The following is a 26,519-nucleotide window of genomic DNA, read 5'->3' as shown; positions in this document are numbered from 1 at the left end:
GCATTCGTTAAAAGAAACTTTGGTCAATGACAAGAATGTCACCTGCTGTGATAGCATGCTTTAGATTGACATTTTTAAGTTCTTTTCCTCCCTTGGCTGGGCTGATACTGATCGCATTGCGTGAAGCGCGGTCAGTAAATCCTCCAGCTAAAGCAACAGCCTTCTCTACGGTTAACCCTGGCTTATATTCATACCCACCCGGTCTTTTAACTTCGCCATTGACATAAATTTGGCGAAAATTGACAATGTTTACTCTTACTTTTGGAGCAATTAAATAATCACCAAGAAGCCCGTTATATATTTTATCTTTAAGTTGTTCAGGGGTTTTTCCTTTTGCGAAAATTTGACCAAGATACGGATAGTCGAACGTACCACTTGAGCTTAATAGCAACTCATCGATTGATAGGTCTTCTTCACCATATACTTGGATTTGAATTTTATCGCCGGCATCTAGCTTGTATGTTTCTTCAATATTAGCGGCATTTACAGCAAAAACTATTAATAGGTTGAATAAAATATAGCTGATGGTTTTCATACAACACCTCACTAAGAATGGCATTATGGTAAACATCACAGGGTAAGGAGTGCAGTGATATACCAAATTTGCTGGTCGTGACCGATATTGATCTGGGACGATGTCTTGTCTGTGTAATCCCATCCACAAGTAATAGATAGCCAGCGGCGTATGTCGTAGCTTGCCGAAACACCCCATGTGTCAATTTCATCCTTACGACGGACACCTGTGTAATCTTCATCGGTATAGATATAACTGACATCGGTAGTAAAACGCTCTCGCCAAGAATGCTGCCAACCGAAGGCGTAAATTGTTTCTTTAATATAATCACCATTCTGGTCTGGATCTTTGGCTTTTTGTGAGGTGGCAAAGCTTAGTGTCGAATAGCTTTTTGGCGACCAAGTGACACCAATATCCCAACTCGTATCATCGAAATCTTCACGCCGTTCGTCTTTAAAATTCTTATCTTGCAACCCCAGTTTAGCCGTACCTGTTGTCTTTCCTGTTATGTCCCATTCAGCACCAATATAATAGTAGATGGCATCGTTATCTTGACTCACTTGTCCTGATGAAATTTTATCGTAGCGACGATCTTCCTTTTTAATGTTAAATAGCAAGTCAGTGTTGGGAGCGACCCGATAGTAAAAGACCGCTTCATAGCTATTTTCGTCAAAATCACGGAACTGCGTTATATTGCGAAAGTTTTTGTATGATCTGTCGAAATAGCCAATCGTGCCTTCTAAACGTCCTTTTGCATCTTCAGATCCATAAGTATAGCTAGCATTGACATAGTTAGTGACATATTCGATAGGCTCATCAAATCCTTCTGTGGTATTGCTTACACCTTCAGAGATACCACTACCACGTGCTTCATGTAGGCGATTCAGTTCGTAACTCAAGTTTAAGGAATTTCGTAAGTTTATGCGCCATAATCCAGCTAAATTAAAACGATGGTCTAAGTAGTTATCTGCGGAGCTATCAAAATAAGATCCATTAGTCAGTATGTAGTTAGCCGAATAAGTATTGTCACCATGCTCCGCAACAGCTATAACCGAAGGCTCTAGCTCTAATAATATTGACGATATTTTGTCTTGGCTCTCTTTCTCATTGGTGATGTTGTCATTATGCTTAAGCGAAACAGCAATAAAAGGGGTTACTTTGATGCCTGACTCAGTTAAATATGGATTGGGTGTAAGCGCAGCCATCGTCGCTTGTGAGAAAAGAAACAGAGCCAGAGCCAGAGCATGGTATTTAATTGACATATTAACGTCCTTTTATACATCAGTAAGCCATTTTATCTGTAAAGCCTCTAATAATAGTGAGATATATAATTTTGATATCCATTGCTAATGACCAGCGTTGGATGTAAGCAAGATCAAATTTCACTCTTGATTCCATCTTATCTAAGGTGTCTATTTCACCGCGGTAACCATTTATTTGAGCCCAACCGGTAATACCAGGTTTGACTTTGTGGCGAAGCATATAACGCCCGACAATCGCCCTGTATTCTTCGTTGTGAGCCACGGCATGGGGGCGAGGTCCGACAATAGACATTGTTCCTTGCAAAACATTAATGAACTGCGGTAATTCGTCTAAAGAAGTACGTCTAAGAAACAGTCCAAAAGGTGTTACACGGGGATCGTTTCTGGTGGCTTGTTTTACTATGTAACCATTATCCGTCGTGCTCATTGAACGAAATTTCCATACTTTAATTTTTTTTCCATCAAGGCCATAACGATCTTGTTTAAAGAGAACAGGACCGGGTGAAGAGCACTTCACACCAAGAGCAATTGCAATCAGGAGTGGTGAAACCAGCACCAGAATTATGGAGGACAGCACAATATCTTCAGTGCGTTTCACCCATGCCGTCAGGCCGTTAAATGGTGTATCAAACACACTTAAGATTTGTATTTTCCCAACATGGCCCCAACGAGAGTACAGCAGGTTGTAAGAAAAAAAATCGGGTATCAGATAAGTATTGGCTGTGGTGTCTGAAAACTGTTCGAGAAACATTGAGATCCGACCTTTAGCGCATAAAGGCATTGCAATATAGATATGTTGTAATTCACCATTTCTAGCTTTTTCTAATGCGTCAATGACTGTGCCACATAGCGGAGCATTAAGTTTATAGGGGATACGATCTTCAAAGCGCTCGTCATAAAACCCCTCTAGTACGATGCCTGGGTTTTCTTTGAGGATGAGTTCTCGCGCTAGTGCTATACCGCTTTCCGTTACACCAATAATGGCTGCTTTTTGAGTGTAGTAGCCGCAACGGCATAGTTGAATAACCGCTAGCCTTAAGGCGAAACGCCAGCTGACAAGAACACATGGGGTAACGCTTAACCAAATACCTATAACAACGCGGGAAAAATCAGAGCTTGTTTTGGTGAAATAACCCACAGTTATAAGTATGAATGATGTTAATGTCCATGGGAGTAGGGTAACCATAGCATGCTCACGAAAGGTATTAATTCGCCATGAGCGATAAAGATTGCAGCTTTCTGCTGCCAACAGAAAACCGACTATGGCTAATGCACCTGCAATTTGGTAGTTGCTGTTAAACGATTTAGTGTAGAGCTCAGTAGCAATATAGAGTGTCAATATAATAAAAAATATGTCACTGAGACGATATAGCAATCCAAAATTAGGCTCATTGGGTCGAATTAAGTCTCTGTCCTTCATCTTATGTTGCCTTGTTGTAGTTATTATGTGCTTGAGGTTTATTTGCTGCCTGTATGCTTGCTGCTTTATTGTTGAATATTTCATGAGGTTAAGCCGTTTATGCATGCTACCGCCATTGGGTTATAGCTCCCACCATGCATAAAAATAAAACCTCAGAATGTGTAACTCCTTGTTACTATTTAAGTTCATGTCATTTTTTAGTAAGCGAAAAGTCAGACAGTTATGATGAATATTGTGTTCTGTATGGACAATCGAGCTTACAAAAAAGTACATATGAATGTTAAAAATGTGTTGGTATTTTCTAAAGATAGTTCAAGTTAGGAAGGTTGGAAGTAAGAAAAAAGTATGAGACTTTTTCCTTATTAGGGGGAGGGGCTTCGTATTGTTAGAAACGGGCTTTTGTATTAAACAACGACAATGAAGCCTCAGAAGAGGTGCTGAGGCTTGTGGATCCTGGGGGGCTTAGCTTGAGCTTGCTTCGATGAGCTTGCCCTGTGGTTTTTGCGTGGCGATGGCTTGCATGATGCCGGAGGCCATGATGACCATACAACCAGAAAGCTGCAACGGACTCAAAGCTTGGTCAAAAAGTCCCCAGGCCAGTGAAACGACGGCAATAGGTTCAAGGTATGACAGGGTGCCGAAGGTCGCGGACGGTAATTCCCGAAGGGCAATGACAGCAAATAAGATAGCGAGAAAACCGGGAATGAGGCCGGCGATGGCTAACCAGGCCCACTGAGTCATTTCAATGCTCTCACTTTTAGCCAGCATTAACGGTAGCATGCAGGCTGCGCCAACCATCAGCTGGTACCAGCTGCGGGTAAAGACATGAACTCGCGCTGGGATTACGCGGTTGATCAGAATAAAACAGCAATAGCACACCAAGGCAAGGATGGCATAAAGCATGCCTAATGCGTCCTGAGTGCCGGAACCGAACTCGACCTTAAACTCCATCATCATCGCAAAGCCTAATAAAGCAAATAAGATCAAGCCAATAGACTGCGTATTTAGCTTTTCCGAAAACAGGAAATGGGCTGAGATAGAGGCGACCACAGGAGCCAGGTAAATGGTCATGATTGCGTTGGCCATACTGGTATGGCTCATGGCTTGAATATAGAAGACAATGAAGCCCGCGAGAAAGGCACCGTTGATGATCACCTGCCATGAAGGCCAGCACAGTAGCAAATTTAGTTTTTTGCTAACCGCTAGGTATCCCAGCATGATGATCCCGCCAAAGAAAAGGCGGAAGAAGGTGACTGTTTCAGAGCTGAGGTTTGCATAAACGGCAATCGCCCCGATAGTGCCCATGAATACAGCCGAGAGAGCGGCCAACAATAAATAGGGTGTTGTGGTATCTGCTGCTGACTTGATATAGCCCATCAGTCTTCCTTTTGTTGCAACTTTGTTACTTCCTTCTGTGGGGCTATCTTAAGGTATTTTTTCTAAAATGCCATCGAAGCAGAAAATTATAGGTATATTTTTCTCAATCATGATTTACAAGCTGGTTTATCCGAGTAAGATACGCGCCAATATTGCACGTTGTTCAATTGATGCTAGATGTAAGATCGAAATTTATGAAAATAGTATTAGTGGAAGATGACTTAAGCGTTAGAGCTCAGCAAGAGAACTATCTCATCCTGCATGGGTACGAGGTGGTGGTTGCGGCCCAGGATTCTGCAGCCGAATTGATAAAAGCCGTACAACCCGAGTTAATAATTATTGGCCGGACTAACCCCGGAAGTGACAGTTTGGGGCTGTGTCGTCAGATCAGGCCACATGTATCGAGTAAAATCCTGTTATTGACTCCTTTTGATGATGATATCGAACATGTGGCAGCACTAGAGCTAGGTGCGGATGATTTTATTCAAAAGCCGATTTCGCTTAGGGTGCTATTGGCCCGGATCCGAATGTTAGTGCGTCGTCAGCATACTGATGTTGAAATAACAAAAACAACAGGTCGAAAAAACGTTCAGCTCCACAATGAGCAGCTCACCTGCGGAAGCTTGAAGCTTAACAACATGCGCAAAAGCTGTATGTTGAATGATGAGTCCATATCGCTGACGGGATCCGAGTTTGATTTGTTGTGGCTGTTGGCTTCAAAAGCGGATGAGGTGCTATCACGTGAGTTTTTGGTCAAGGCGATCAGAGGCATCGACTATGACGGTATAGATCGCACCATAGATAACAAAGTCGTGACATTGCGAAAAAAGCTTGGTGATACTCCATCGTTTCCAAGAAAAATTATTACCGTCAGAAGTAAAGGGTATTTGTTCACGCCAGATAGTTGGTAGTGTGTAGCAATAATAATCAAGGTTGTAGAGTATGTTAGGGAAAACACTTAAACGCACGCTATTAGGAATGCTGTTAGGCGCAGGCCTGTCGTCGGCTTCACTGATAGCGGCTCCTGTTGGCTGGGACGAAGAAGGTAAAGATTGGCTTAGCCAGCAATCAGAGCATTTCTCTGTTCATTTTGTAGATGGTCATCAACAAAGTGCTACCAAGGTATTGGATATTGCTGAACGGGTTCGTCAAGAACAGTTGCCTTATTTTCAGTCGGCGCCGCTTGAGCGTACTGAAATCGTGTTGGTGGATGATTTTGATTTTTCTAATGGCTGGGCCACTCCCCTTCCTTTTGCACAGATCCGCTTGTTTATGAGCCCACCGGAAGACGGGGGTGATTTGGCAACCAGCGATGATTGGCTGCACCTGCTGATCCGTCATGAATATGCCCATATCATGCATATGGAGCTGGCGACTGGGGTACCTAAAGTGCTGCAGAAGATCTTTGGACGCCAGCCTTTTTTCTTTCCCCATGCCCTGACCCCTTCTTTATTGCTTGAAGGGTTGGCGGTATATCTGGAAACGAATGAGGAATTAGGCTACGGCCGCCTTCAGAGCAGCCAGTATGCGATGAAAATGCGCATGGAGGTCGCCAGCGGTGAACTCAAAGATTTGGACCAGGTTGCCGTCGCTGATCGTGAGTGGCCGTTGGGTTACCAGTACCTTTATGGGGCGTACTTTATCCAATATCTGTCGCAAACTTATGGTGAGGAAAAAGTTCAGCGTTTTTTACAGGGTTATAGCCGCCGGATCATCCCTTATTTTTTGATTAACCGAACAGCCAGGCAGTCATTTGGCAAAGACTTTTCTACACTGTGGTTAGACTTTCAGGCTTACCTTGAGTCGGAGTTTGCTCCGCAGCTGACTCAGTTGCAGCAGCAATCGGTGGCTGGTAAGGACTTACAGTTGACGCCATTCCTCCAGGTTGTGACCAGCAGCAATCACGGGCTGCTGGTCAACCGTAACAATGGTGAAGACCGTCCAGAGATATCGTCCCTTAATCCGCACCGTGGTGAATGGTTACCATTGACGGCGAGTAAAGATATTTCAGACATGTCATCTCATCCGCAGTCTGGCCTGGCGGCATCGCGGCTCATTCATTATGCCGATGGCAGAAGCTATAACGACCTGTTTATATTTCATGACGGCCAGTGGCAGCAGCTGACAGAACGCCAGCGTTTTCGCAAGGTTCGCTGGATGCCAGACGGCAGGCAGCTGGTTGCCAGTCGCAAGGTGGCAGGTATCAGCGAGCTTTGGTTGCTGGATACCCAGCAGCAGAAGCCTGTTCAGGAACCTGTTCAGGAAACTTCCCAGGAGTCTGTTCAGGATCCTGTAAGAATTTGGCGAGGTGACTCTGATACGGTACTCGGTGCTTTTGATATCTCACCGACAGGTAAAGAGCTGGTCGCTGCCGTGAAGCGTCCGCAGCAAGGCTGGAACCTAGAAATCCTGAATTTGGAGACTAAAACATGGCGAGCATTGACAGATACCAAAGCTGCTGAAAGCAGCCCGAGCTATCTGCCGGATGGCCGCATCGTCTTTAGTGCTGATTATGACGGTGTATTCGATATTTATACGCTTGATGAAAACAACGGCCAGCTCGAACAGTGGACACGAGAATTGGGCGGGGCTTTACAGCCTGTTTGGCAGCCGGGTTTTGGCCTGGTTTATCAGGCCTACGATAGCCAAGGTTATCAGTTGCGCTATCTGCCAGAGCCTCTGGCCTTGTCGGCACAGAATATTGATAGCCAGCAAGGTCGATATAACTACCCGCCAGTCGTCGAACAAGTGGCAGAAAAAAGTGAGCCGGAGTCCTATAGCCCTTGGTCGACGCTTCGTCCACGCAACTGGCTACCTGTCGTTTATATTGATGATGCACGGACCCAGTTAGGGGCGTTGACTTATGGCTCTGATGCGCTGGGTCGTCATAGTTATCAGTTAACGGCCACATGGGATGTCGACAATGAGCTGGCTGATGTTAATTTGTCCTATCTGTATGACAATCGTTGGATGGCTGCGATCAGTAGCAGCCATAGTTATGACAAGCTGACGATTGATAATAGTAGTGGCTACCGTATCACCCGCGATGACGATTTCTTGCTGCAACGTAATCACATCGTTACGGCCTTTGAAGATCAATTGAGTTTGCATGCTGGTGGCGTGTTAGACAAAGAGAGTCTGGTTTCCCAACCTGATTTTGCCAGCATGATAGCGTACAGAGAAAGCAACGAGACCCTGACGGGTCTTGCTCTGACCTTTGACAACCGCGAAGGCTATTTGAATGTGCCAGGAGTTGGCTGGGGGCACTACTTGGATGTAGTGGCCGAGACCAATGCCTTGTTCGACAGTGACTTTGAGGGGCAGAAGTACCAGGCCCAATGGAAGGGAACCTGGGATCTGCCGGGCAGAACGACTCTGACAGCGAGATTGGCTGGCGGTTATGCTGACGATGAAGCGAAGAGCTTCCGATTGGGCGGCAATGATTTGTTTGAAGAAGTCCGCCTGTTCGGCCGGGATACCCAGGCGCTAAGGGGATATGATGAGTCCGTTCAGCGCGGCCATCGCTATGCAACCCAGAGGTTGGAGCTGAAAACCTGGCTGGCGCGTGTTGAACGCAACTGGTCACTGTATCCGGTTGGCCTTGGGGATGTATCTGGCTCGGTGTTTGTTGATTCGGGGGCCGCATGGGATTCCGGGGAAGACCGGAAACAGCTGACAAGTATTGGCACCCAGATTACGGTGGAAGCAAAACTGGGCTATAACCTGACCTTGCCGATAACGCTGGGCTATGCCTATGGGCTAGATAGTGAACAAGGCAAGGATGAGGTGTACCTGACCATTTCTGGTGGTATCTAGATAAAGCTCAATTTATGAGAATACGGTGTCACAAGAGGTTGGCATACACCTCGCGTCACTATACTGATAGAAGTTTCTATTAGTTGGCCGTTTACTGAAAACGGCCTTGGGGAGGAAGTATGAGAGTGATGTACTTGAGTTACTTTTCTCCTCCTCATCTCAATGTCGCAGCGAACCGCAGTCGGCGCTTTGCTCAATATCTTGCCAGGGCCGGTTGTGATGTACAGCTGATCAGGGAGCAGTGCCCCAGCCGCTTTGTTCAGCAGGACAATTCGGCTTGCTGGCAGCACGAGACGTTAATTTCCAACCAAGCCGTTACTTCTTGGAATATCGAGTGGTCATGGCGGTGGCCAACCATTTTTCACAAGCTGGGTTATCGCCTCTGGCAAGGCGATGTACCTGTCCGGGATGGTGACATAGCTAAGCACTATTGGCTGGTGGACTTGCATTGGGGCTGGATTGTGCCGAGTTTGTGGCAGTGTTGCCAGCAAATTATGGCACATAGGCCTGATGTCATTTTAGTCAGTTGTCCGCCCTTTAGTAGTTCATTGGTTGGTTATTATTTGTCACGCTGGTTTGATTTGCCGCTAGTGTTGGACTTTCGTGATGGCTGGTCGCGTGCGAGCTATTTTGCCGAAGGAAAAATATCGCCATGGGAAAAGCGAGTACTGAAACAAGCCGCTAGGCTGATAGTTACCTCACAATCGGATTGGATTGCCTATCAGCGCTTGGTCGGGGAAGAGAAGGTTGCCTGGATCCCCAATAGTTATGATTTTGTCCTTGATCATGCTTCCGATAAGGATATGGTGTTTACCATAGGGTACAGCGGTACCTGGGATGGTTTTCGACGCTCAGCCAAAGGAATAATGAGCCAGCTGGCACAGGTCCCTTTTCCATTTCGCTTTATCAATGTAGGGGATTGCCCGCCAGATTTTTGCCAGTTGGTTGAACAGTATGGTTTAAAGGATTCCGTTGTGATGACCGGACTGGTAGAGAAAAGTCAGATGCAAGATATCCTGGGTCAGTGCGATGCCTTATTTATTCAAAAAGGCGCGCCCGATAGTGGTAAAACCGATACGCACCTGGCTACCAAGGCCATTGATTATGTAGCCAGCGGCAGGCCGATATTGGCGGAGTTGCCTGAAGGGGAAACGCAAAGCTTTTTGCGCCACTATGCCGGGCAGCTTTACGAGGTGAACGCCGAGTATTCGGCTGAATACCAGCAACAGCTAACAGCTATGTATCAGCAATGGCAGCGACAGCCGCAGCGGAGCTATTGGCCTTCTGCCGAATTCTATCAGGCTTTCGACGCCCAGGCGTTGGCAAGCAGGCTGTATAGAGTACTGAATGAAGTGCAATTGTAATGATTAAAAGCATCATGAGTTGCTTCTGCAACAGGGTGGTGTTGTATGGCCTGATATTCTAAATAGAGCAGGCGCTCCCGCTTATTACGAGAGCACAAGGTTATTTATATTGTTCTTTGAACTGCCTAGCAGTCATTCCAAACCATAACCTGTCGTCGAAACCACCATCGATTTGATAGTAATCTTTCTGGCGGCCTTCAAGCTCGAAACCAGCCTTTTCAAGTACGCGTGCCGAGCCTGTGTTGCTGGCATAGCAATCAGCACAGACTTTATGCGCCCCGAGTTGTTCAAATGCTAGCGTGGTAGCAAATTGGCAACCCAAGGTGCCGATCCCTTGTCCCCAGGCATGCTGTGGCAGCTGGTGGCCGACGTCGAAATTGCCCGCCAGCATCATGACCTGACTAATACCGATCATGCCCATATAGCGGCCGTCATTATCCCTGATAATAAACGTTGGGCTTTCCGGCCACTCATTTTGTTTGATGGTCTGCTGGGTATTGTCGATAATCGGCGAGAAAAAGGCCTCGTAGACCTCAATAGGTGACGGGGCAAAGAACAAGAACTTATTGACGTTTGGATCTTCAAGCATTTTGACGATATCGCCAAAGTCACTCTGGCGGATCAGCTGAATAGAGAATGTATCGTTTAGCTGGCAGGAATGCCCCTGTTTAAGTAATTGGTATTGCATTTTATGTCATCATTTATAAGTAGTTGATAGGTGTATCTTAGCGCTCATACAACCCTGGATATTGAATAAAAACGACATTATTACCTTAATCTGGCGATTCGAAATCGCCGTAGATATCAATGATCAGGTTTCTGGTATTGAGGTAGCCTCCCGGTGTCGCCCCGATACTTTTCTTGAGCAAGCGGATCAGGTGAGGTTGATCGCTAAAACCAAACTGTAGAGCAATGCTTGCCCAGTCGAGCTTGTCATTTGGCTGCTGGTAAAGAAAGAGAAGCAGTTTATCGAGTCGCATCATGATTTCGTACTGCTTGAGAGTGAGTCCTGTTACTTTGGCAAATGATCTCTCCAGTGTTCGGCGTGAGCACCCTAGGGTGTGTTCGATGCCCTGGGCGGGATCTTGATTCAGTATTTGTAGGGCTTTGCTGACCAGCAAGCTATGACGATCTGCAGTAGTCTGATTAATTATTGAAGTGATGCATTCATCTAGTGCTTCAATAACTCGATTGGGTTCTGTCTTGAAGCTTAATAGGGACTCAAGTGTATTTGTATCCAGCAAAGGGTGGATAGCGGATAAGTTGTTGAAGGTTTGGTCTACAGTCCCTTTCCCGTCAAGGCTGAAAAGCCGGTATTGAGCGCCTGGAAGCAGCTTTACCCCAAGGCGAAGTACCTGCTTATCATCTAGCAGAGTTAGTGCACGTGTTGAAGGCATAATGAAGTGGGAACCTGTCAGCTGTAGCTCCTTTACTCCTTCGTTATCATCATATTGATAGCGATGAACGGCATTAGGGGGCGTTATCACCAAGTGGCAATTTGGGTTGGGGATCAGCACCGGAGATGGCCTATCATTATCGCCATAGTTGACTTCGAGTAACCAATAGCACTCAACAAATTGGCCGACTGTCGAATCTAATGGGGCCTGCTTCCAAGTTTTCATATTTTCGCTAATGATTGAGGCAATAGTTAATTCTACCAATCTTCATGAGAAGATGATTGTGTTTCGGAAATCTGACCCGTTCATATTATTTATTAGGTATGAGTTAGCCAGAATGACTTAACCTTGGCGATAATCGTAATGTTAACTGGCTTTTTTCGCTAATAGATATAGCCCCAATAAGTATTTCTTCTGTAAGTTGTTGATTTTATTTAAGCTCATGTTGGTGTAAAGTTTGCTAGTCATTGATGTAATTAGAAAAACTACCAGAGGACAAAAAGATGGAATTTACCGGTGTAGCGATTGTGGCAATTGTTTTTATTTCCTTGGGACTACAACGATATCTTAGCCATAAAGCAGAGATGAAGAAACTAGAGAGTGCTGGAAGTAGTAGTGAAGTCAAACAGCTACAACAAGATCTGCAAATACTGCAACAGCGAGTGAGTGTGCTGGAAAAAATAGTGACGGATAAAGGCTATCAGCTAAATGAAGAGATTAAGAATTTATAATCGAATCGGTTGTATTAAAAGCCGTTTGTGGGACCTTGAGGCAGAGAACTAACGGCCTTACTTGGTTGCACCATACTGATAGTGACTTTTATTTTTTTATTTGCATGAGATAATATCGAGTTATCGGCAATGCTATCTGGTGTTATTTTTTGCACATCGGTAATTATCATGCGGGATATTTATGAAATCCTCACGTGTACTCCCAAAGCTAATAAAAAAGATAGAAATATGGCAAATGTTGGTACGACAGATATAAGTATTATTTCTAGAGAAAACCGCTTGAAATATCAAGCGGCTTTTCAATGTTGAGATCTAGATGAGTTAATACAGCTTAATGGCCAGCATGAGCCATTTCTTTCTTGTCATCTTGACCTGCAGGCTTGAAGGTAGCCTTCTCAACCGCAACTTCGATTTCAATTGAACCGGCTTTTGCAAAGTGGAGAGTTACCGGGAAACGATCACCCAATGACGGTACTTGTTTTAAATTGAAAAACATAATGTGATAGCTGCCAGGCTTTAGTGTGCGCGTACCATTGGCCGGAATACCAATATTATCAACTTCACGCATTTTCATCATACCGTCCTCATGGATATGGGCGTGAAGTTCTGTTTTTCCTGCAATGGGTGATTCGGCGCTTAACAAGGTGTCGTCTTCATTACCGTGGTTCATGACATCTAGAAAAGCGGCCGCAACGGCTGAGGTTGGCGGTACTTGCTTCGACCAAGGGTGAGCAATATGCAGATCGCCCCCTTTGTAGTGGTGTGCATTTGCAAATCCGCTTAGTAGTAGTGCGCTACCCAAAATGATATTGATGATTTTCTTCATGACTTTCTCCCTGTCCATTGGCTCTGCTATGAATTTATTCTGCCATTGGACTTTATCGTAATTAGTAACCTGTCGAGGTCGATTCGGCCTTATGTGTTGCTGCTTGTTTTAGTCACAATACGGGGGAGAATGCTTGGGGGCATAATGAAAATAAATGCGTTCGGAGGCCGATTCTCGGTTTGAAAGCCGGGTCTTCAGTTGCAAAGAGAGCAATACAAGTAGGAAAAGTAGCGCTTCTGCAGGAAAACTACTGAGTGGCTGGTGGTGTTTCAAAATTGGGCAGTGAAACTTGATATCACTATGTTCGTTTTCCGCGCCATGCTGGCCAGAATGTGCCAAGTTTTGCTGTTTCAACGAATCAATATTAATCCACTGTAACCCCTCATGGGTACAGATAAGGACCTTTTTACCTGTCAGCCAGTTTTCACCACCTTGATATAGCGATGGGTTTAGAATAACCACCGAAGAGAGAAAATTAGTTAGCAGAATAGCAAAGATGGTAAAGCTAATTACCCACTTCTTGCTTTGATACTTCCTGCTATCGATATTCATAGATTGCTTTCTACTACCTGAATCAAGGGCGCATAGTATCAAAGTTAGTACAATCCTGTAACTATTGGTGTAAATGGTTTGTTTTCACTTTGAGAGGTCAACACTGAATTGTTTTATTACTGTCGAGAATATAACCAACGACAGTTGTTGCTTTATCGCGTTAGATTTGTATGTTATTTGAGCAATAGGCTAGAGGCTGTAAGCCATTCAGGTGTTCAATTGTTAACTGCTTGCTTTGATTTTTGTTAACGGATTGAATGTGCCCTTTGCTGTTGAAGGAAATAAATGACTTTCAGAGTCTGTGATTAATTGTGCCAATATAGATGTGTAAAGGAGATACCAATGAGTAGCGAACAAGTTGTGTTGATCACCGGGTCTAGCCGGGGAATTGGGGCTGCAACAGCAAAGTTATTGGCTTCACAGGGGGTGAATATTTGCCTTAATTACCGCTCCGATGCAACTGCGGCACAGGCTGTATTGGATGATGTTCGAACGATGGGAGTTAAGGCTATTTCAGTACAGGCTGATGTGGCGAATGAAGACGATGTCATTCGTTTATTTGAGATTATCGACAAGCAGTTGGGCCAGCTTACCGGTTTGGTCAACAATGTTGGCATATTGCAGCCGCAAATGCGGGTTGAATCCATGACAGCAGACAGGATCAATCATATCTTAATGACCAATGTCACTAGCCAGTTTTTGTGCTGCCGCGAGGCCATTAAACGGATGGCTCTGTCCCATGGTGGCAAGGGCGGGGCAATAGTAAATGTGTCGTCGGTAGCCGCTCGCAGTGGCTCACCTTTCGAATATGTGGACTATGCGGCATCCAAAGGTGCAATTGATTCCCTAACCAAAGGGTTGTCTTTGGAGGTAGCAGCCGAAGGCATTCGGGTGAATGGTGTTAGGCCTGGCTTTATTGAAACCGATATGCATGCCGATGGCGGGGAGCCTGAGCGGATAGCGCGCTTGGTTCGCAATAATGTTATTCCAATGCAGCGAGGCGGTACTGCTGATGAAGTTGCCGAGGCGATTGGTTGGCTACTGTCGGAAAAATCGTCCTATGCTACTGGCACTTTTATCGATTTGGCGGGTGGAAGGTAGCAGGAGTGCGATCTATACAGAAAAGCGTTATACCATCCTGAGCGTTTAGATGGCATAACGCTTGTAGAATCAATTAGAGCGGCTTATGACTTGGTGAAACGGTAAGTCTGGATCTTTTCCTCTTTGCCGTTTACTAGGGCATAGGTATCAATCATCCATACATTCTGGCCGGCAAAGGCCAGTTCAAGACGGACACTTGAAGAGTCGACACCTTCGATTACGCTGACATCGGTAGAGGTTGGGTAGTAGTTGTAGCGGTTCATGCCTGACTGGTATTCACCAGCAAAGTTAACCGGTACGTTGTTGATATTACTATTGACCGACAGGGTGTAGCCCGAATCTGGGGTATAGGCAAAGTTAGCTGTTAATTGAAGTGGCTGTTTGCTGCTATCGATAGCAAGATCCTGGATCTTGATCTGTGCTTCCGTGGTTTTGGCCAATGATCCTGTTGCCTTTGCGGTGGCTGTAACAGGTTGCTCTGATGTGCCACTCCAGATACTCACGTTCCAATTGCCGGTGAAGTTATTCAGCTGATCCCAGTTTTGGTTGTGAGATGGTGCAGTAGAAGCTGCGTTGCTATTACCGATTTGTGCGAGTGAATCATTGCGGCTTTCGTGGCGGATATTCTCGCGGTTGTTCTGGATATCGTTAGTTGCGCCAGCAACACCGCCAGCAACACCACCGGCCACGGCCCCTTTCATAGCAAGCTCGGCATCACCTGTCAGGGCACCAAGAGTTAACCCTAATAAAGCACCGCCAGCGGCCCCTTGTTTGGTGGATGCATTCGGGTCATCTTCACCCGGATTAACACAACCAGTTAGTAACGTTAGACCAAAGACGGAAGCGATAGAGGTTTTTATGAAAGTGTTCATTGCCGTGCCCTTTTATCAAACTGAATAGGTTTTGTTCTTTATGGCGCTAAGGTTAGCAATCGTTTTCTGAACGCATCCTGTACAAATTGAACGGTGTTTTTTATGTAAGAGAATGTGTCAAATTAGTATGATTTCTACAGGCAGACTAATGGCTATGTGAAGCTCCAGATAAGTTAATAATGGCGATCCCGATAGCGACAATAACCATACCTAGCCAGACTTTGGCATCAAGATGTTGCTTGTAGATCAGGCTGGACATAGTGGTAACGACCACGATGGCTAGTCCTGCCCATGAGGCATGGACAATACCGACGGGTAAATCCTTCATCGCCTGGCCAAGAAACAGGAAAGCGAGAAAATGGCCCAGAATGACAATAGCGCTAGGTAGCAGGTTGGTGAAACCATTGGTTGATTTTAATGCGACATGCGAAGTGGCTTCGGCCATTACGCCAAGTAATAAGAAGATCCAGCCCACGTATAACCCTTTTGAGTGTTGTTTGTTGATATGGGCTTATTGTATTTGTTTATTAGATGATGATAATCGCATTAAATTACAAATGACTTTTACCTTAGGGTAATAATGGTGAAATTAAGCGAGGTAAGTTAGCGACAGCCCAGATTTCTGTACTTCTGCTCCGGGCTGCCTCTTGGCCTATGCCGCTGGTGGCTCCTGTGATGATCACGAGCCGGCCTTGTTGATCTTGGATCTTATCCGGATTCCAGTTTGAAGATGCCATATTCTTACCTCTATTCTTGGCAAAGCAATGTGAATAGCCTCATTGTAGAGATGGCAGGCTTTGTAGGCTTATACCTATTCCGGAGATACTTATACATTTTACAGAGGCAGGGTAGGAGCAAGCTCCTACCCGGATTGTGGGGGGAATCTTCAGGTTGGAATTAGATTAGCCCTTTTAAAGCATTAACAAACTGATATTCATTTTCAGCGTCTAGGTTAATGCTCCAAACCATGGCACCGCCAAATTGCGGGTCGGCACAAACTGTCTCATATTGGTCGTGGATCAGCTGGTAGATATTGTCGGGGACGTCAGGAACGGTAAAGATACTCGTTCCTGCCCCTTCTTTATCAGCGGGCTCACCAATGACGATCAGCGTCTCGTTAGGAATGGTGTGTGTTAAGTTAGCAAAACTTTTAGATATAAACTCAACGTCTGTTTCATTGTTGCCGTCAATCGCAGGCCAAGGGTTGTTATAGGCCTGAATGAACAGGTAGTCAAAGCGATTATTATTAACGGCTTGATCATACATGCGGCAGTTAGCGGTAGACACCAAGAAAAGATCAGTGTCATGGGCCCCTTGGTTAAGCTGCGGAGCCGCAGTAATGATCAATGATGGATCGGCGTCTTTGATGGCTTTGCACAGTTCATCTAAATAGGCGCCATCGCCTTCAACCTCTAGATCAAAATCGATACCGGTAAAGCCGTACTCATCAAGAAAACTAACGATGTTTTTAGCAAGGCTGTCTGCTTGAGCGCCATTAGGGTTATAAGTATTATTTGCACCGCCTACCGATAAAAGAATTTGCTTTGCACCATTTTTCTTGGCGTTACTGATGTCTTCCTTTAGTAATTCCGGTGAAGGGGCCGCGGCAAAGACGTTGTCGAATATACCAACATCTGAGCCATTGATTTCTCCAAACGCCAGTACGATTGCATTGTAGCCCTTTTCTGCTGCCTGAGTGAAAGTGACATTTGCAGACCAGCTTTGTAAGTAGCCAACCATAAGTGAGTTATTCATTATCAATCCTTTTTATGTACTTTGTACTAATACTTGGTCCACTGGTTAAATTTGAAACCAGGGCACCAGGTCTTCAATTTAATGAGTAGTGCATAAAAAGTTGCCTAACTACTTGCTCTTCTAATCTCTAAATAAACACTGCCGTATTGGAAGCGCTCACAACTTTTTCTACTAAGTTAGTCAAAATTACAGAGAGTACCAAACGGCATATTGGAGGCATATTTATTTGCGGTTAGTTGCATATTGGTTTGTGATATAGATTGGCTTGCTACTGGAAAATACTTTGTTAAACCAGCTTGCGATACTTACGCTCTGGCCTGCCAACGGTGCCATAAGAGACTTCGGCGCAGAGCTCATCGGTGCTGACCATATACTCAAGATAGCGGCGGGCGGTAGTTCGGCTGGCTCCGATTTCCTGTCCGACTTGCTCGGCATTGAGTGCGGTAGCGGGTGAGACTAATACCGCTCTGATCTTATCCAGTGTTAAGGCATCAATCCCCTTTGGTAGGCGGGTAGGAGCCGCTGGTGGTGCAGTGGCCTCGGATGCAGGGGACTTAAATAGGCCATCCAAATCGCTTTGTTCCAGTGATTCCATCTCAGCAAGCTTGCTGAGATGGGCTGTATAATTGGCCAGTGATGACTGCAGGCGCTCAAAGACCAATGGCTTGAGGATGTAGTCGAAAATGCCGCTGTGCATGGCTGTGCGCAGGGTTTCTACTTCTTTGGCGGCAGTGACCAAAATCACATCGGTGCAGCTGCCGCTGGCCCGCAACTCGCGGAGTAATTCCAGCCCGGTACCCGTTGGAAACTGGTTATCTAACAGTAATAATTGCGGCTGTAACACTTCAACCAAGTCTCGGGCTTCGTCCAGACCGTGTGCGATACCGATAACCTCGAATCCCTCAATCTTCTCGATAAACCGTCGCTGGATCTCGGCAATTTGCTGGTCATCTTCAGCGATAACAACTTTGATTGGTGTTCCCATTATGCTTCCTCTTTTCCATTTTCAGCCGCTGGTGCTCGAAAAGCTTTCGGTAGGTAGACGGTAAATCGGCTGCCTTGAATTTCTGCTGGCTCAACAGTGATGATACCGCCCAGGTGATCGACGAGGTTTCTCACCAAGTCCAGGCCAATCCCGTGCCCTTGCTGATTTTTTGTTGTGTAGCCGCGGGTGAAAATCTTGTCGGCTTCCTCGCTGGAAAGCCCAGCTCCCTGATCGTTGATTTCGAAAATGAGTTCTTTGCCAAAATCAGAAAGGCTCAAGGTGATGGCACCGCCCTTGCCATGGTGGACAAGTGTCGCTTCCAATGCATTGTCTATCAGGTTGCCGAGAATGCTTACCAGCTGTTCTCGTGGCAGCTGTTCCGGCAATGCCGACATCTGGCTGTCTTCTTCAATACAAAGCTTAAGCCCTAGCTCTTTGGCACGGTTGTATTTACCCAGCAAGCATCCGGCCAAAATACTGTCGGAGGTGACGTTCATCAGCTGCTGGATAAAGGCTTGATGGCTTGAGGTCTCTTGGCCGATCACCGCCAATGCCTCGTCTTTGGCATCAATTTGAATTAACCCGGCAATCGTGTGCAGCTTGTTATTGTACTCGTGGGACTGGCTACGCAGGCTCTCGGCATATTGCTGAATGCGGGTAAGCTTGCGGCTGACCATATCAAGTTCATTTTTGAGGCGAAAGCTTGAGACAACGCCGGTGACCTTACCATCCTGTAGCAGTGGGATCCGGTTGGCGATGAGGTTGTGATCGTGTAGCCACACTTCCTGGTCGAACTGGGGTTTGCCTTTTTCTAATACATCCAGCATGCCACTATCCGGTAAGACATCCTGGATATGACGACCAATATAGTGCTGATCTTCGGGGAGCTTCAGCGTCTTGATTGCAGCATGGTTAAAGGTAGTGATATGGCCATTGTGGTTAATTGCGACGATACCTTCCCGGACAGTTTCAAGGGTCGCATTTCGCTCATGGAACAGCCTGCCAATTTGCTCTGGCTCGAGGTTGAAAATGGCTTTTTTGAAGTGGTTAGCAAACAGGATGGCAGTGATCACGCTGAACAGAAACGCAATGGTTATGGCGACTATCATAGATATCCGGTGATGGCCCACGATCATATCGACGGTATCAAGCATGTAGCCGACTGATACGATACCGACGATAGTTGTACCGTCATGGCTAAAAATTGGCGCTTTGCCCCGCATAGACCAGCCAATACTGCCTTTAGCTTTCGACACATAGGCCTGGCCATGAATAAGGGCGGGAGCATTGGTATCACCATCATCGTCGGCCATGGATTTACCGATACGATTCGGTGATGGGTGGGCAAGGCGAATACCATTTTTGTCGCCAATGACAACAAATTTGGCTTTTGAGGATTTAGCCAGTTTAACACTCAAAGGTTGTAATAATGTTGTATTCTTTTCGGTGACGGCATTAATCACATCCGGTGACGCCGCAATGGCCTGTGCTACCCGCATCGCTTGCTGGCCAATTTGCTCATCAAGTACGTTGTCGAGATAGCGGATCGTAAAATGTCCCAGAACGCCAGTCTGGAGTATGGCAATAATACCTAGAATCAACACCATACGGGTTTTTAGGCGTAAATGGCGTAATGACAGAAACTGCGTCATGATTTTTGGTGATGTCCTTCCACCCTTATTCCTTGTTACAGATAGTTTACCTTTCTTAAGGCTTTGGTGCTGTGAACATTATGAACAAAATTACCAATAAGCCCGTTATTCACATTAATTTTACAATCTTTTAATGAGTCAGGGGGCGGCATAACGTTAATGGTGAAGGAACAAATCACTATTAATGAGGAACGATTATGCTTACTCAGTTCATATCCCGTAAACGTGTATCCGTATTAGCTGCTGTTATCGCATCTGCGATGAGTGTCGGTGTGGCGCAGGCAGATGTTGACTCCATTCACTTCCTAGTACCGGGCGGTGCTGGTGGCGGCTGGGATAGTACCGCTCGTGGTACCGGCGAAGCGCTGTCGAAATCTGAGCTGGTGGATAAAATTTCTTACGAAAATATGTCCGGCGGTGGTGGCGGTAAGGCGATTGCCTACCTGATCAAAACGGCCGAGCAGTCGCAAGATACGCTGATGGTGAACTCGACGCCGATTGTGATCCGCTCTTTATCCAACGTTTTCCCGCAATCGTTTCGAGATCTCACTCCAATTGCAGCCACTATTGGTGACTATGCAGCGTTTGTCGTCCCTAAGAGTTCGAAATACCAATCCTTTACCCAGTTGGCGGAAGATTACAAAAAGAACCCGCGCTCTGTGTCGGTAGCTGGCGGCTCCTCGCGTGGCGGTATGGATCACTTGGTGGCGGCCTTGGCGTTCAAAGCGGCTGGTGGTGAGCCGCGCAAAGTTAAATATCTGGCCTACGATGCAGGCGGCAAAGCGATGGCTGGTTTGCTGTCGGGTGAGACCCAGGTGCTGTCGACAGGCCTCAGCGAGGCATTGAGCCTGGCGGAAGCCGGTGAGGTGCGAATTCTGGCAATGACTGGCGATGAACGATCTAAAGTGGCACCGGATGTCCCGACCCTGCAAGAGCTGGGCTATGACGCCACCTTCGTTAACTGGCGTGGTTTCTTTGGCTCTCCTGAGATCAGTGACGAACAAGCCGAAGAGTACGCTAAGGTACTGGAAAAAATGTATAACACCGAGGAATGGGCAACAGTCCGTGACCGATATGGCTGGACAGAGATCTTTAAGCCTCGCAAAGAGTTTGAAGCCTTCCTGGAGCTACAGGAGAAAGAAATGGGCAGCTTGATGAAAGAGCTCGGCTTCCTGAATTAATTCCCGTAAGCGCAGTGGCATTGAATTGTCCTGCGCTCTTTTTCCGCATATCTATCTACAACTGCTTACTGTGAGGGATCACCTATGACGGTAACAAAAGATCATATCGGTGGTTTGGTATTTCTATGCTTTTCCGTCGCCTACGGTTATTACGCCAATCAAATAGCCTTATTTCCCGGCGATGAATACGAACCGTTCCACGCTAAATCTCTACCCACTGCCCTTGCCATACTGGGGGTATTGTTCTCTGTCTGCCAGCTCGTAACGGCAAGTAAAGAACAAAAAGATCGGCTGAGTCTTTCAGGATACGACTTTGTGTTGGTAGCCAAGCTATTGGTACTGATGGTGTTATTTGCTATTTCGCTGGAGTGGCTGGGCTTTATGATCTCGACGGCTCTTTTCTTAGGTGGAGGTTATTGGTTGCTAGGCGAAAGGCGGCCGAAAATGCTGTTTCTGGCATCCGTTCCCTTTGCTGTCGGTTTTTGGTTTGTTCTCACCCAACTGCTTGAGATCTACCTTGCGCCTGGGCGTTTTATTATGACTTTCATCGGGAGCTAAGACTATGTTTGATGGAATGATGTCAGGGCTGACTACCGCTGTCATGCCTTTCAACCTGATGATGGTAATTGTTGGGTGTTTTGCCGGAACGTTCATCGGTATGTTACCGGGCTTGGGGCCGATCTCGGCGATTGCCCTGATGATCCCTATTACTTACGGGCTTGATCCCTCTTCCGGCATTATCTTGATGGCCGGGGTGTATTATGGGGCGATCTTCGGCGGTTCAACGTCTTCGATTCTGATCAATGCGCCGGGCTGTGCCAGTACTGTGGTAACCGCATTTGATGGTTACCCGCTAGCACAGAAAAAGCAGGCGGGTAAGGCGCTGGCATTGGCTGCCTATTCGTCGTTTACCGGCGGTACGATTGGTGCGCTGGTATTGCTATTTGCCGCGCCTGCACTGGCCAAGGTATCGCTGAGTTTTCAATCAAGTGATTATTTCGCATTGATGGTGCTGGGCCTGACGGCTGTTGCAGCCTTCTCCGGCAAAGGTCAGGTGCTAAAAGCGCTGATGATGACCGTGTTTGGCTTGATGATTGCGACTGTTGGTATCGACGTTATGTCGGGCATTCCTCGCTATACCTTTGATAATGTCAATTTGATTGACGGGATCAGCTTCCTGCTGCTGGCAATGGCAACCTTTGCCCTAACTGAAGTGGTGATGACGGTGTTGCGCGGCGAGCACAAGCAGGAAGAGCCGCAAATGGATATGAATTCGTTGGGCAGCATGAAGCTGAGCAAAGAAGAAGTGAAGCATGTGGCGCCAACAATCGGCCGTTCTTCATTCTTTGGTTTTCTGGTTGGGGTGCTGCCGGGAGCCGGGGCGACCATTGCGTCGTTCTTGAGCTACGGGATGGAACGTAACCTGGCATCGAAAGAAGAGAAAGCGAAGTTTGGTAAAGGGGCACTGCGTGGCCTTGCAGCGCCGGAGTCAGCAAATAATGCGGCATCTACAGGTTCGTTTGTACCTCTGCTGACCTTAGGGATCCCGGGCTCTGGTACAACAGCGATTATGCTTGGCGCTCTGATTGCCTATGGCATTCAGCCGGGACCGCGTTTGTTTGTCGATCACCCGGATGTATTCTGGTCAGTGATTATTTCAATGTATTTTGGCAACATTGTGCTGCTGATCCTGAACTTGCCATTGATCCCGTATATCTCCCGTTTACTGGTGATCCCACGTCCGATCTTGATCCCGTTGATCTTGTTCTTCTCGATCACAGGTGTTTACTTAGTGAGCTTCAATACCTTTGATATCCAGATGATGGTGATTATTACGGTTATCGCGACTTTCCTTAAATTGCTGAATTTCCCAATGGCCCCGATGCTGCTTGGCTTTATCCTCGGCGATATTCTGGAAAAGAACATGAGCCGTGCGCTGACCCTTTCGGATGGTAGTTTTGCCTTCCTTTGGGAGCGCCCGCTGACGTTAACCATCATGATTTTTGCGGTACTGGCGCTAATGCTGCCAATGTTGACGATGCTAAAAGAAAAGCGCCAACAGGCAAAAGCGGCCCGAGTATCGGAAGACTTGCAAGATGATTTAGAAGTTAGCAAGTAATTCACTTCAATAGCACCCATGCCAGACATTTTAATGCGTAGGCTGGGTGCTTTTGTTAATGCCGAATATGATGCTGACGAACGGGAATGTCTCCGGTATCAATAGGGGCTTTCATCATTTTCTTGCCGTCGAGTTATACCTACTTTTCAAAGTCCAATTATTCAATTAAAAACCTGAGTATTTGGATACCAATGTGACCATACCATCCAGAAGACGCCGTTATGCATTGGTAACTGACTTAGTTGACCACTGTTTGTTGCGCCTCTGAAGTCAATCGATTCAAATTCGGCTACCTTCTCGTCGATAAGGCCATCGAAAAGATTGACGATATCGTGCTTCTCATCATAGACCAGTACGAGAGGGTGGCCATTTAGGTCAAACCTATAGATTGGGTTTTTCTGAGCAAATGAGCGGGTAAATGCTGCCTGAACCTCACCAAAATCAAATCCCCATACCTGTTCTTTGGCAGGTAAACGCTCGTCTTCCATTGATAGTGTCGGAAATATTGCGCCATGTTCATTACTAAACTGCTTTTCCATCGGCCCTTCAAACAACGCAAGTAGCAGCGAGTCAACTACACGGTTAAATTCGTAGATGAACACTTTGGCCTGAGGGTAGAGTTGTTTGAAACTTTTCCAGGTTGTCATCGTATTGGGGTGGGATACGATTTCTGCTTCGGAGAACTCTGGCGCGCGGGTGATCTGCTGGATAAGTTCTCCCGAATTTCGGTCAACCATCACTAAATTGTTATGTGTTTGGATAAGGATCCCTAAATCGGATTGGCCGAAACCGATATCCTGTTCAATTACCACAGGCAGGTTGCTGAGCGCACAGAAAGTCATGACTACGTCTTTGCCACCAATGTTGTCACCGGCGATATGCGGGACTTCGAGATGGGCTCGCGGATAGCCTCGTACCTCGCCGTTGATTTCAACCGCATAGATGACATCGTCGTCGTTTAAGAGCTTATTTGCCTCTGTGATTGAGACGTAGTTTGCGCCGTATTGATAGGAAGGAAAAAATGCTGTCAGCAAGAAATTAGCGGCAATAATACACACTACCACGCCAACACTTGCAAGGCTCATCCAGAATCGAGACCAGACCTTAAGGCTTGTATGTAAATACCAAAGGTAGGCAAGCAAGCAAACATTTAAGCCAATGAAAAACCATCGGTATTGAAAATACGTCACTACCCAGCTGCGAGGCAAATTCAAGCTCTGTCCGGGTTCGGTCATCAATACAGCCGAGAATATTGAAAATGCAGCGGTGACAACAGCTACCACGAAAAATAATAGCTTTTGTGTTGATGTTGCTTTTCTCATACGACTCTACTCGCTCATCACGTTTAGATTAATGGGGCGCAAAGTCGTTTAAGCGTAGCATGTATCTTCGAGCTTATGATTTGCAGGGTTAAGTCTCTGTGGCTATTTGAATCGGAGTCTCCCCATCTGAATCTCGTTTCTTTAGTCTGATTACCTTTCTCAAATCTAATATTTTAATGGTTTTACATGAATGGATATGTAGCCTAAATTTTGAACAAACCTTCGACCTGAGAGTTATCAATGCGACACTTGAGTTGGCTAGTATTCAGCACTGTGGTTGTTCCATCGACTTATGCCGCCATTGAACCCATTCCCAAGGAGAGCGGGGTCAGTGGTTTTATCAATCTTGGAGCCGGTGTTACCACTGTTGAGTCCAATACGCTGGCAAAGTTTGGCAGTGTCGATATTGGTAGCAAAACCCTTGATTCCCTGAATCAGTCTGCAGACAGTAAAACTTCCGGTATGCCGGTGCTTGGCCTAGAATTTGCCTACACCTTTGCCAGTACTCGTACCCAGATATTCCTTGGTAACCAGCTGGAAGACTATGTTCGTTTTGATTTTTCAGCCCGTGCAGGTATCCGGCAGGAAATTGGGAATGCCGGTGTGATTGGTGCCAGCTTTTTGCAAACCCCGCTAGCGACTGAGGTGTGGGAAGACCCATTTCTCACCGGAACGCAACGTTCAAGAACCGATCGTACCAGCGACGGATATAGGCTGATCTGGGACAATATATATGGAACTGAGCTTGAGCTTCGTTATTCTGCGCGGGAAGTTGATATTGATAAGGAACGCAGCGGTGAAGCTCTGGGGTTGTCTGAATCTGATCGTGCTTTGCTGGATCGTAACGGTGACAGTTATCGTTTTAGCGCTCAATACACGTTTAAGCGGGATGGAATGAAGCATCTGATTACTCCTGCTATCGCCTATATCGACCAAGACCGTGACGGTGATGCAGTCGCCTATGATGGTTTGTCTCTCAATGTAAACTACATCTATTCGATGAATGATCGCTGGAAGTTTGTTACCAATGCCACTTTTGTCAATCTGGACTATGACGAGGCCAATCCTGTCTATGACCAAAAAGCAGATGGCGAGCGATACGGTGTGACTTTTACAGCCTTTTATGCAAAACCTTTCGGTTGGAAGGGCTGGTTGGCCAATGCAGGGGTGGTGTGGTTTGAAGAAGATAGCGATATTAACTTCTACGATTCTTCAGTAGGTCTGATTAACGCTGGCATGTTATATCGATTTTAACTGGGTTGGTTTCAAGCATAATGACACTGCTATTTTTCTGAGAAGTAAATATCACCGTAATAGGCAATAGCACTTCTTTGGCTGTTATCGGTATCGGTCATGATGGCAACCGCATCAATGAAGCGGTAAGCCTTCTCGTTTTGTTTATCGCTGCCTTTGTCGCCAAACGATTTGATTAAATCTTGATAGACATTGCGCTTCTCGCTGACCCAAATCCGAGGGGGATCTTTTCGCCCGCGTACTGCCAACATTTTTGCTTTATTACCAGCGAAAGCATTGTTCCAGCGGCAGCCTTTGGGCTGGTTGCTGGACCATACATAATTAAGGGCCTTGGTATTCCAGCTCGCCCAGCCACCTTCTTGAATAATATAAAGCCGGGCAGCATAGTCATCCCCTTGCTTGGTTCGCTCGTTCAGTCTTGGCAAGGTATTTTCGATTCGCCATGACCAGTTCAAATAAGGGGTTTTCTTTAAATCGATTTTAAACGGTTTGGCAAGGATAGAAGCGGCGCTTCGGCTCTGGGCTTTGAGTACCCGCTGACCGTTGAAGGTGACAATGTCATATTGGGTGTAGCCATCGAAGGATTTCTGCTGCCAACGGCTCAATGATTCTGTTTCAAACCGAGCGATTGGGATATCTGCAAAAGCGTAGGAGCTCTGGAAGATAAGGTAGAATGTACTTAAGCTCAGAGAAAGAAACGGCTTCATTCATGGCTCCATAACGATCAGAGTAACCTGATACATAAAGGCTGAATTTACCCAACCTTTTGACTGTCTCTTAGTTATAAAGCACATAATACATGAAAGTGCTACCCGTCTTGAGTCTAACCTAGCGAGCGTACGGGGACTTTGCTTACCCTGAGAAAGCTGAGATGCAATCTGACATCGAAAATATAGAATTAACTAGCCTGACAGTTTGCTCTAAATAGGTAGAGCTATTAATAATCTATTCATGCCCACTTGCCATAATTGAACTAATCTGATATTTCAATTGAAGCAACAGATCCAGTTGGATCTGTT

At 46.2% G+C, this 26,519-nt stretch carries 25 protein-coding genes; 9 read left to right on the top strand and 16 right to left on the bottom strand.

The window, feature by feature from the left end; translation table 11 throughout:
- Positions 1-7: 7 nt before the first annotated feature.
- The 4 genes from AC51G0_RS22405 to AC51G0_RS22390 all read right to left on the bottom strand — a co-directional run bounded on the left by AC51G0_RS22405 (position 8) and on the right by AC51G0_RS22390 (position 4,573).
- Positions 8-535, bottom strand: coding sequence for a polysaccharide biosynthesis/export family protein (locus AC51G0_RS22405; protein ID WP_496303862.1), 528 nt, complete (start codon positions 533-535; stop codon positions 8-10).
- A gap of 35 nt (positions 536-570) precedes the next feature.
- Positions 571-1,776, bottom strand: coding sequence for an outer membrane beta-barrel protein (locus tag AC51G0_RS22400; RefSeq protein ID WP_496303860.1), 1,206 nt, complete (start codon positions 1,774-1,776; stop codon positions 571-573).
- A gap of 19 nt (positions 1,777-1,795) precedes the next feature.
- On the bottom strand, positions 1,796-3,196 hold the full coding sequence (locus tag AC51G0_RS22395; protein WP_496304182.1) for an undecaprenyl-phosphate glucose phosphotransferase: 1,401 nt from the start codon (positions 3,194-3,196) through the stop codon (positions 1,796-1,798).
- 462 nt (positions 3,197-3,658) lie between these two features.
- Positions 3,659-4,573, bottom strand: coding sequence for a DMT family transporter (locus tag AC51G0_RS22390; protein ID WP_496303859.1), 915 nt, complete (start codon positions 4,571-4,573; stop codon positions 3,659-3,661).
- Positions 4,574-4,767: 194 nt separating this feature from the next.
- Here AC51G0_RS22390 and AC51G0_RS22385 point away from each other — a divergent pair, with 194 nt between their 5' ends.
- The 3 genes from AC51G0_RS22385 to AC51G0_RS22375 all read left to right on the top strand — a co-directional run bounded on the left by AC51G0_RS22385 (position 4,768) and on the right by AC51G0_RS22375 (position 9,753).
- Complete coding sequence (locus tag AC51G0_RS22385; protein ID WP_496303858.1) at positions 4,768-5,484, top strand: winged helix-turn-helix domain-containing protein; 717 nt, start codon at positions 4,768-4,770, stop codon at positions 5,482-5,484.
- A gap of 31 nt (positions 5,485-5,515) precedes the next feature.
- Positions 5,516-8,389 (top strand): BamA/TamA family outer membrane protein, encoded by a 2,874-nt coding sequence (locus AC51G0_RS22380; protein ID WP_496303856.1) that lies wholly within the window; start codon positions 5,516-5,518, stop codon positions 8,387-8,389.
- Positions 8,390-8,508: 119 nt separating this feature from the next.
- Positions 8,509-9,753, top strand: coding sequence for a glycosyltransferase (locus AC51G0_RS22375; protein WP_496303855.1), 1,245 nt, complete (start codon positions 8,509-8,511; stop codon positions 9,751-9,753).
- 100 nt (positions 9,754-9,853) lie between these two features.
- On the opposite strand, the gene AC51G0_RS22370 is transcribed toward AC51G0_RS22375, so the two are convergent.
- Positions 9,854-10,441 (bottom strand): GNAT family N-acetyltransferase, encoded by a 588-nt coding sequence (locus AC51G0_RS22370; RefSeq protein ID WP_496303854.1) that lies wholly within the window; start codon positions 10,439-10,441, stop codon positions 9,854-9,856.
- A gap of 85 nt (positions 10,442-10,526) precedes the next feature.
- Positions 10,527-11,375 (bottom strand): AraC family transcriptional regulator, encoded by an 849-nt coding sequence (locus AC51G0_RS22365; protein WP_496303853.1) that lies wholly within the window; start codon positions 11,373-11,375, stop codon positions 10,527-10,529.
- 278 nt (positions 11,376-11,653) lie between these two features.
- On the opposite strand from AC51G0_RS22365, the gene AC51G0_RS22360 reads away from it, so the two are divergent.
- The gene (locus tag AC51G0_RS22360; RefSeq protein ID WP_496303852.1) at positions 11,654-11,881 is read left to right on the top strand and encodes a nitrite reductase; all 228 of its coding nucleotides are present in this window, start codon (positions 11,654-11,656) and stop codon (positions 11,879-11,881) included.
- Positions 11,882-12,212: 331 nt separating this feature from the next.
- On the opposite strand, the gene AC51G0_RS22355 is transcribed toward AC51G0_RS22360, so the two are convergent.
- Both AC51G0_RS22355 and AC51G0_RS22350 read right to left on the bottom strand, forming a co-directional pair.
- Complete coding sequence (locus tag AC51G0_RS22355) at positions 12,213-12,707, bottom strand: copper chaperone PCu(A)C (RefSeq protein ID WP_496303851.1); 495 nt, start codon at positions 12,705-12,707, stop codon at positions 12,213-12,215.
- A 108-nt stretch (positions 12,708-12,815) separates the two neighbouring features.
- Positions 12,816-13,259, bottom strand: coding sequence for a hypothetical protein (locus AC51G0_RS22350; protein ID WP_496303849.1), 444 nt, complete (start codon positions 13,257-13,259; stop codon positions 12,816-12,818).
- 342 nt (positions 13,260-13,601) lie between these two features.
- On the opposite strand from AC51G0_RS22350, the gene AC51G0_RS22345 reads away from it, so the two are divergent.
- Positions 13,602-14,360, top strand: coding sequence for an SDR family oxidoreductase (locus AC51G0_RS22345; RefSeq protein WP_496303848.1), 759 nt, complete (start codon positions 13,602-13,604; stop codon positions 14,358-14,360).
- Positions 14,361-14,443: 83 nt separating this feature from the next.
- Here AC51G0_RS22345 and AC51G0_RS22340 read toward each other — a convergent pair whose 3' ends face one another.
- The 6 genes from AC51G0_RS22340 to AC51G0_RS22315 all read right to left on the bottom strand — a co-directional run bounded on the left by AC51G0_RS22340 (position 14,444) and on the right by AC51G0_RS22315 (position 19,624).
- Positions 14,444-15,232: a YMGG-like glycine zipper-containing protein gene (locus AC51G0_RS22340; protein WP_496303847.1), complete on the bottom strand. Its 789-nt coding sequence runs from the start codon at positions 15,230-15,232 to the stop codon at positions 14,444-14,446.
- A gap of 145 nt (positions 15,233-15,377) precedes the next feature.
- Complete coding sequence (locus AC51G0_RS22335; protein WP_496303846.1) at positions 15,378-15,707, bottom strand: DMT family transporter; 330 nt, start codon at positions 15,705-15,707, stop codon at positions 15,378-15,380.
- A gap of 94 nt (positions 15,708-15,801) precedes the next feature.
- Positions 15,802-15,969, bottom strand: a complete 168-nt coding sequence (locus AC51G0_RS22330; RefSeq protein ID WP_496303845.1) for a hypothetical protein — start codon at positions 15,967-15,969, stop codon at positions 15,802-15,804.
- A 160-nt stretch (positions 15,970-16,129) separates the two neighbouring features.
- Complete coding sequence (locus tag AC51G0_RS22325) at positions 16,130-16,987, bottom strand: glycosyl hydrolase family 18 protein (protein ID WP_496303844.1); 858 nt, start codon at positions 16,985-16,987, stop codon at positions 16,130-16,132.
- 286 nt (positions 16,988-17,273) lie between these two features.
- Positions 17,274-17,972 carry a response regulator gene (locus tag AC51G0_RS22320; protein ID WP_496303843.1) on the bottom strand — a complete coding sequence of 233 codons (699 nt, stop codon included), beginning with the start codon at positions 17,970-17,972 and terminating at the stop codon, positions 17,274-17,276.
- On the bottom strand, positions 17,972-19,624 hold the full coding sequence (locus AC51G0_RS22315; RefSeq protein ID WP_496303842.1) for an ATP-binding protein: 1,653 nt from the start codon (positions 19,622-19,624) through the stop codon (positions 17,972-17,974). The genes AC51G0_RS22320 and AC51G0_RS22315 overlap by 1 nt, the downstream gene beginning before the upstream one ends.
- Positions 19,625-19,821: 197 nt before the next feature.
- Here AC51G0_RS22315 and AC51G0_RS22310 point away from each other — a divergent pair, with 197 nt between their 5' ends.
- The 3 genes from AC51G0_RS22310 to AC51G0_RS22300 all read left to right on the top strand — a co-directional run bounded on the left by AC51G0_RS22310 (position 19,822) and on the right by AC51G0_RS22300 (position 22,924).
- On the top strand, positions 19,822-20,805 hold the full coding sequence (locus AC51G0_RS22310; RefSeq protein WP_496303840.1) for a tripartite tricarboxylate transporter substrate binding protein: 984 nt from the start codon (positions 19,822-19,824) through the stop codon (positions 20,803-20,805).
- An 84-nt stretch (positions 20,806-20,889) separates the two neighbouring features.
- Positions 20,890-21,363 (top strand): tripartite tricarboxylate transporter TctB family protein, encoded by a 474-nt coding sequence (locus AC51G0_RS22305; RefSeq protein WP_496303839.1) that lies wholly within the window; start codon positions 20,890-20,892, stop codon positions 21,361-21,363.
- A 4-nt stretch (positions 21,364-21,367) separates the two neighbouring features.
- Positions 21,368-22,924 (top strand): tripartite tricarboxylate transporter permease, encoded by a 1,557-nt coding sequence (locus AC51G0_RS22300; RefSeq protein WP_496303838.1) that lies wholly within the window; start codon positions 21,368-21,370, stop codon positions 22,922-22,924.
- Between the two features lie 161 nt (positions 22,925-23,085).
- Here the strand turns inward: AC51G0_RS22300 and AC51G0_RS22295 are convergent, their stop codons facing one another.
- Positions 23,086-24,246, bottom strand: a complete 1,161-nt coding sequence (locus tag AC51G0_RS22295; RefSeq protein WP_496303837.1) for a DUF3179 domain-containing (seleno)protein — start codon at positions 24,244-24,246, stop codon at positions 23,086-23,088.
- Between the two features lie 240 nt (positions 24,247-24,486).
- Here AC51G0_RS22295 and AC51G0_RS22290 point away from each other — a divergent pair, with 240 nt between their 5' ends.
- The gene (locus AC51G0_RS22290; protein ID WP_496303836.1) at positions 24,487-25,500 is read left to right on the top strand and encodes a DUF2860 domain-containing protein; all 1,014 of its coding nucleotides are present in this window, start codon (positions 24,487-24,489) and stop codon (positions 25,498-25,500) included.
- 29 nt (positions 25,501-25,529) lie between these two features.
- On the opposite strand, the gene AC51G0_RS22285 is transcribed toward AC51G0_RS22290, so the two are convergent.
- The gene (locus AC51G0_RS22285) at positions 25,530-26,207 is read right to left on the bottom strand and encodes a DUF3047 domain-containing protein (RefSeq protein ID WP_496303835.1); all 678 of its coding nucleotides are present in this window, start codon (positions 26,205-26,207) and stop codon (positions 25,530-25,532) included.
- Positions 26,208-26,519 lie beyond the last annotated feature (312 nt).

The sequence above is a fragment of the Photobacterium sp. HL06 genome, from assembly GCF_059552575.1.
Note: the sequence above shows the minus strand (reverse complement) of the source record. Positions and strands in the feature narration are given on the sequence as shown.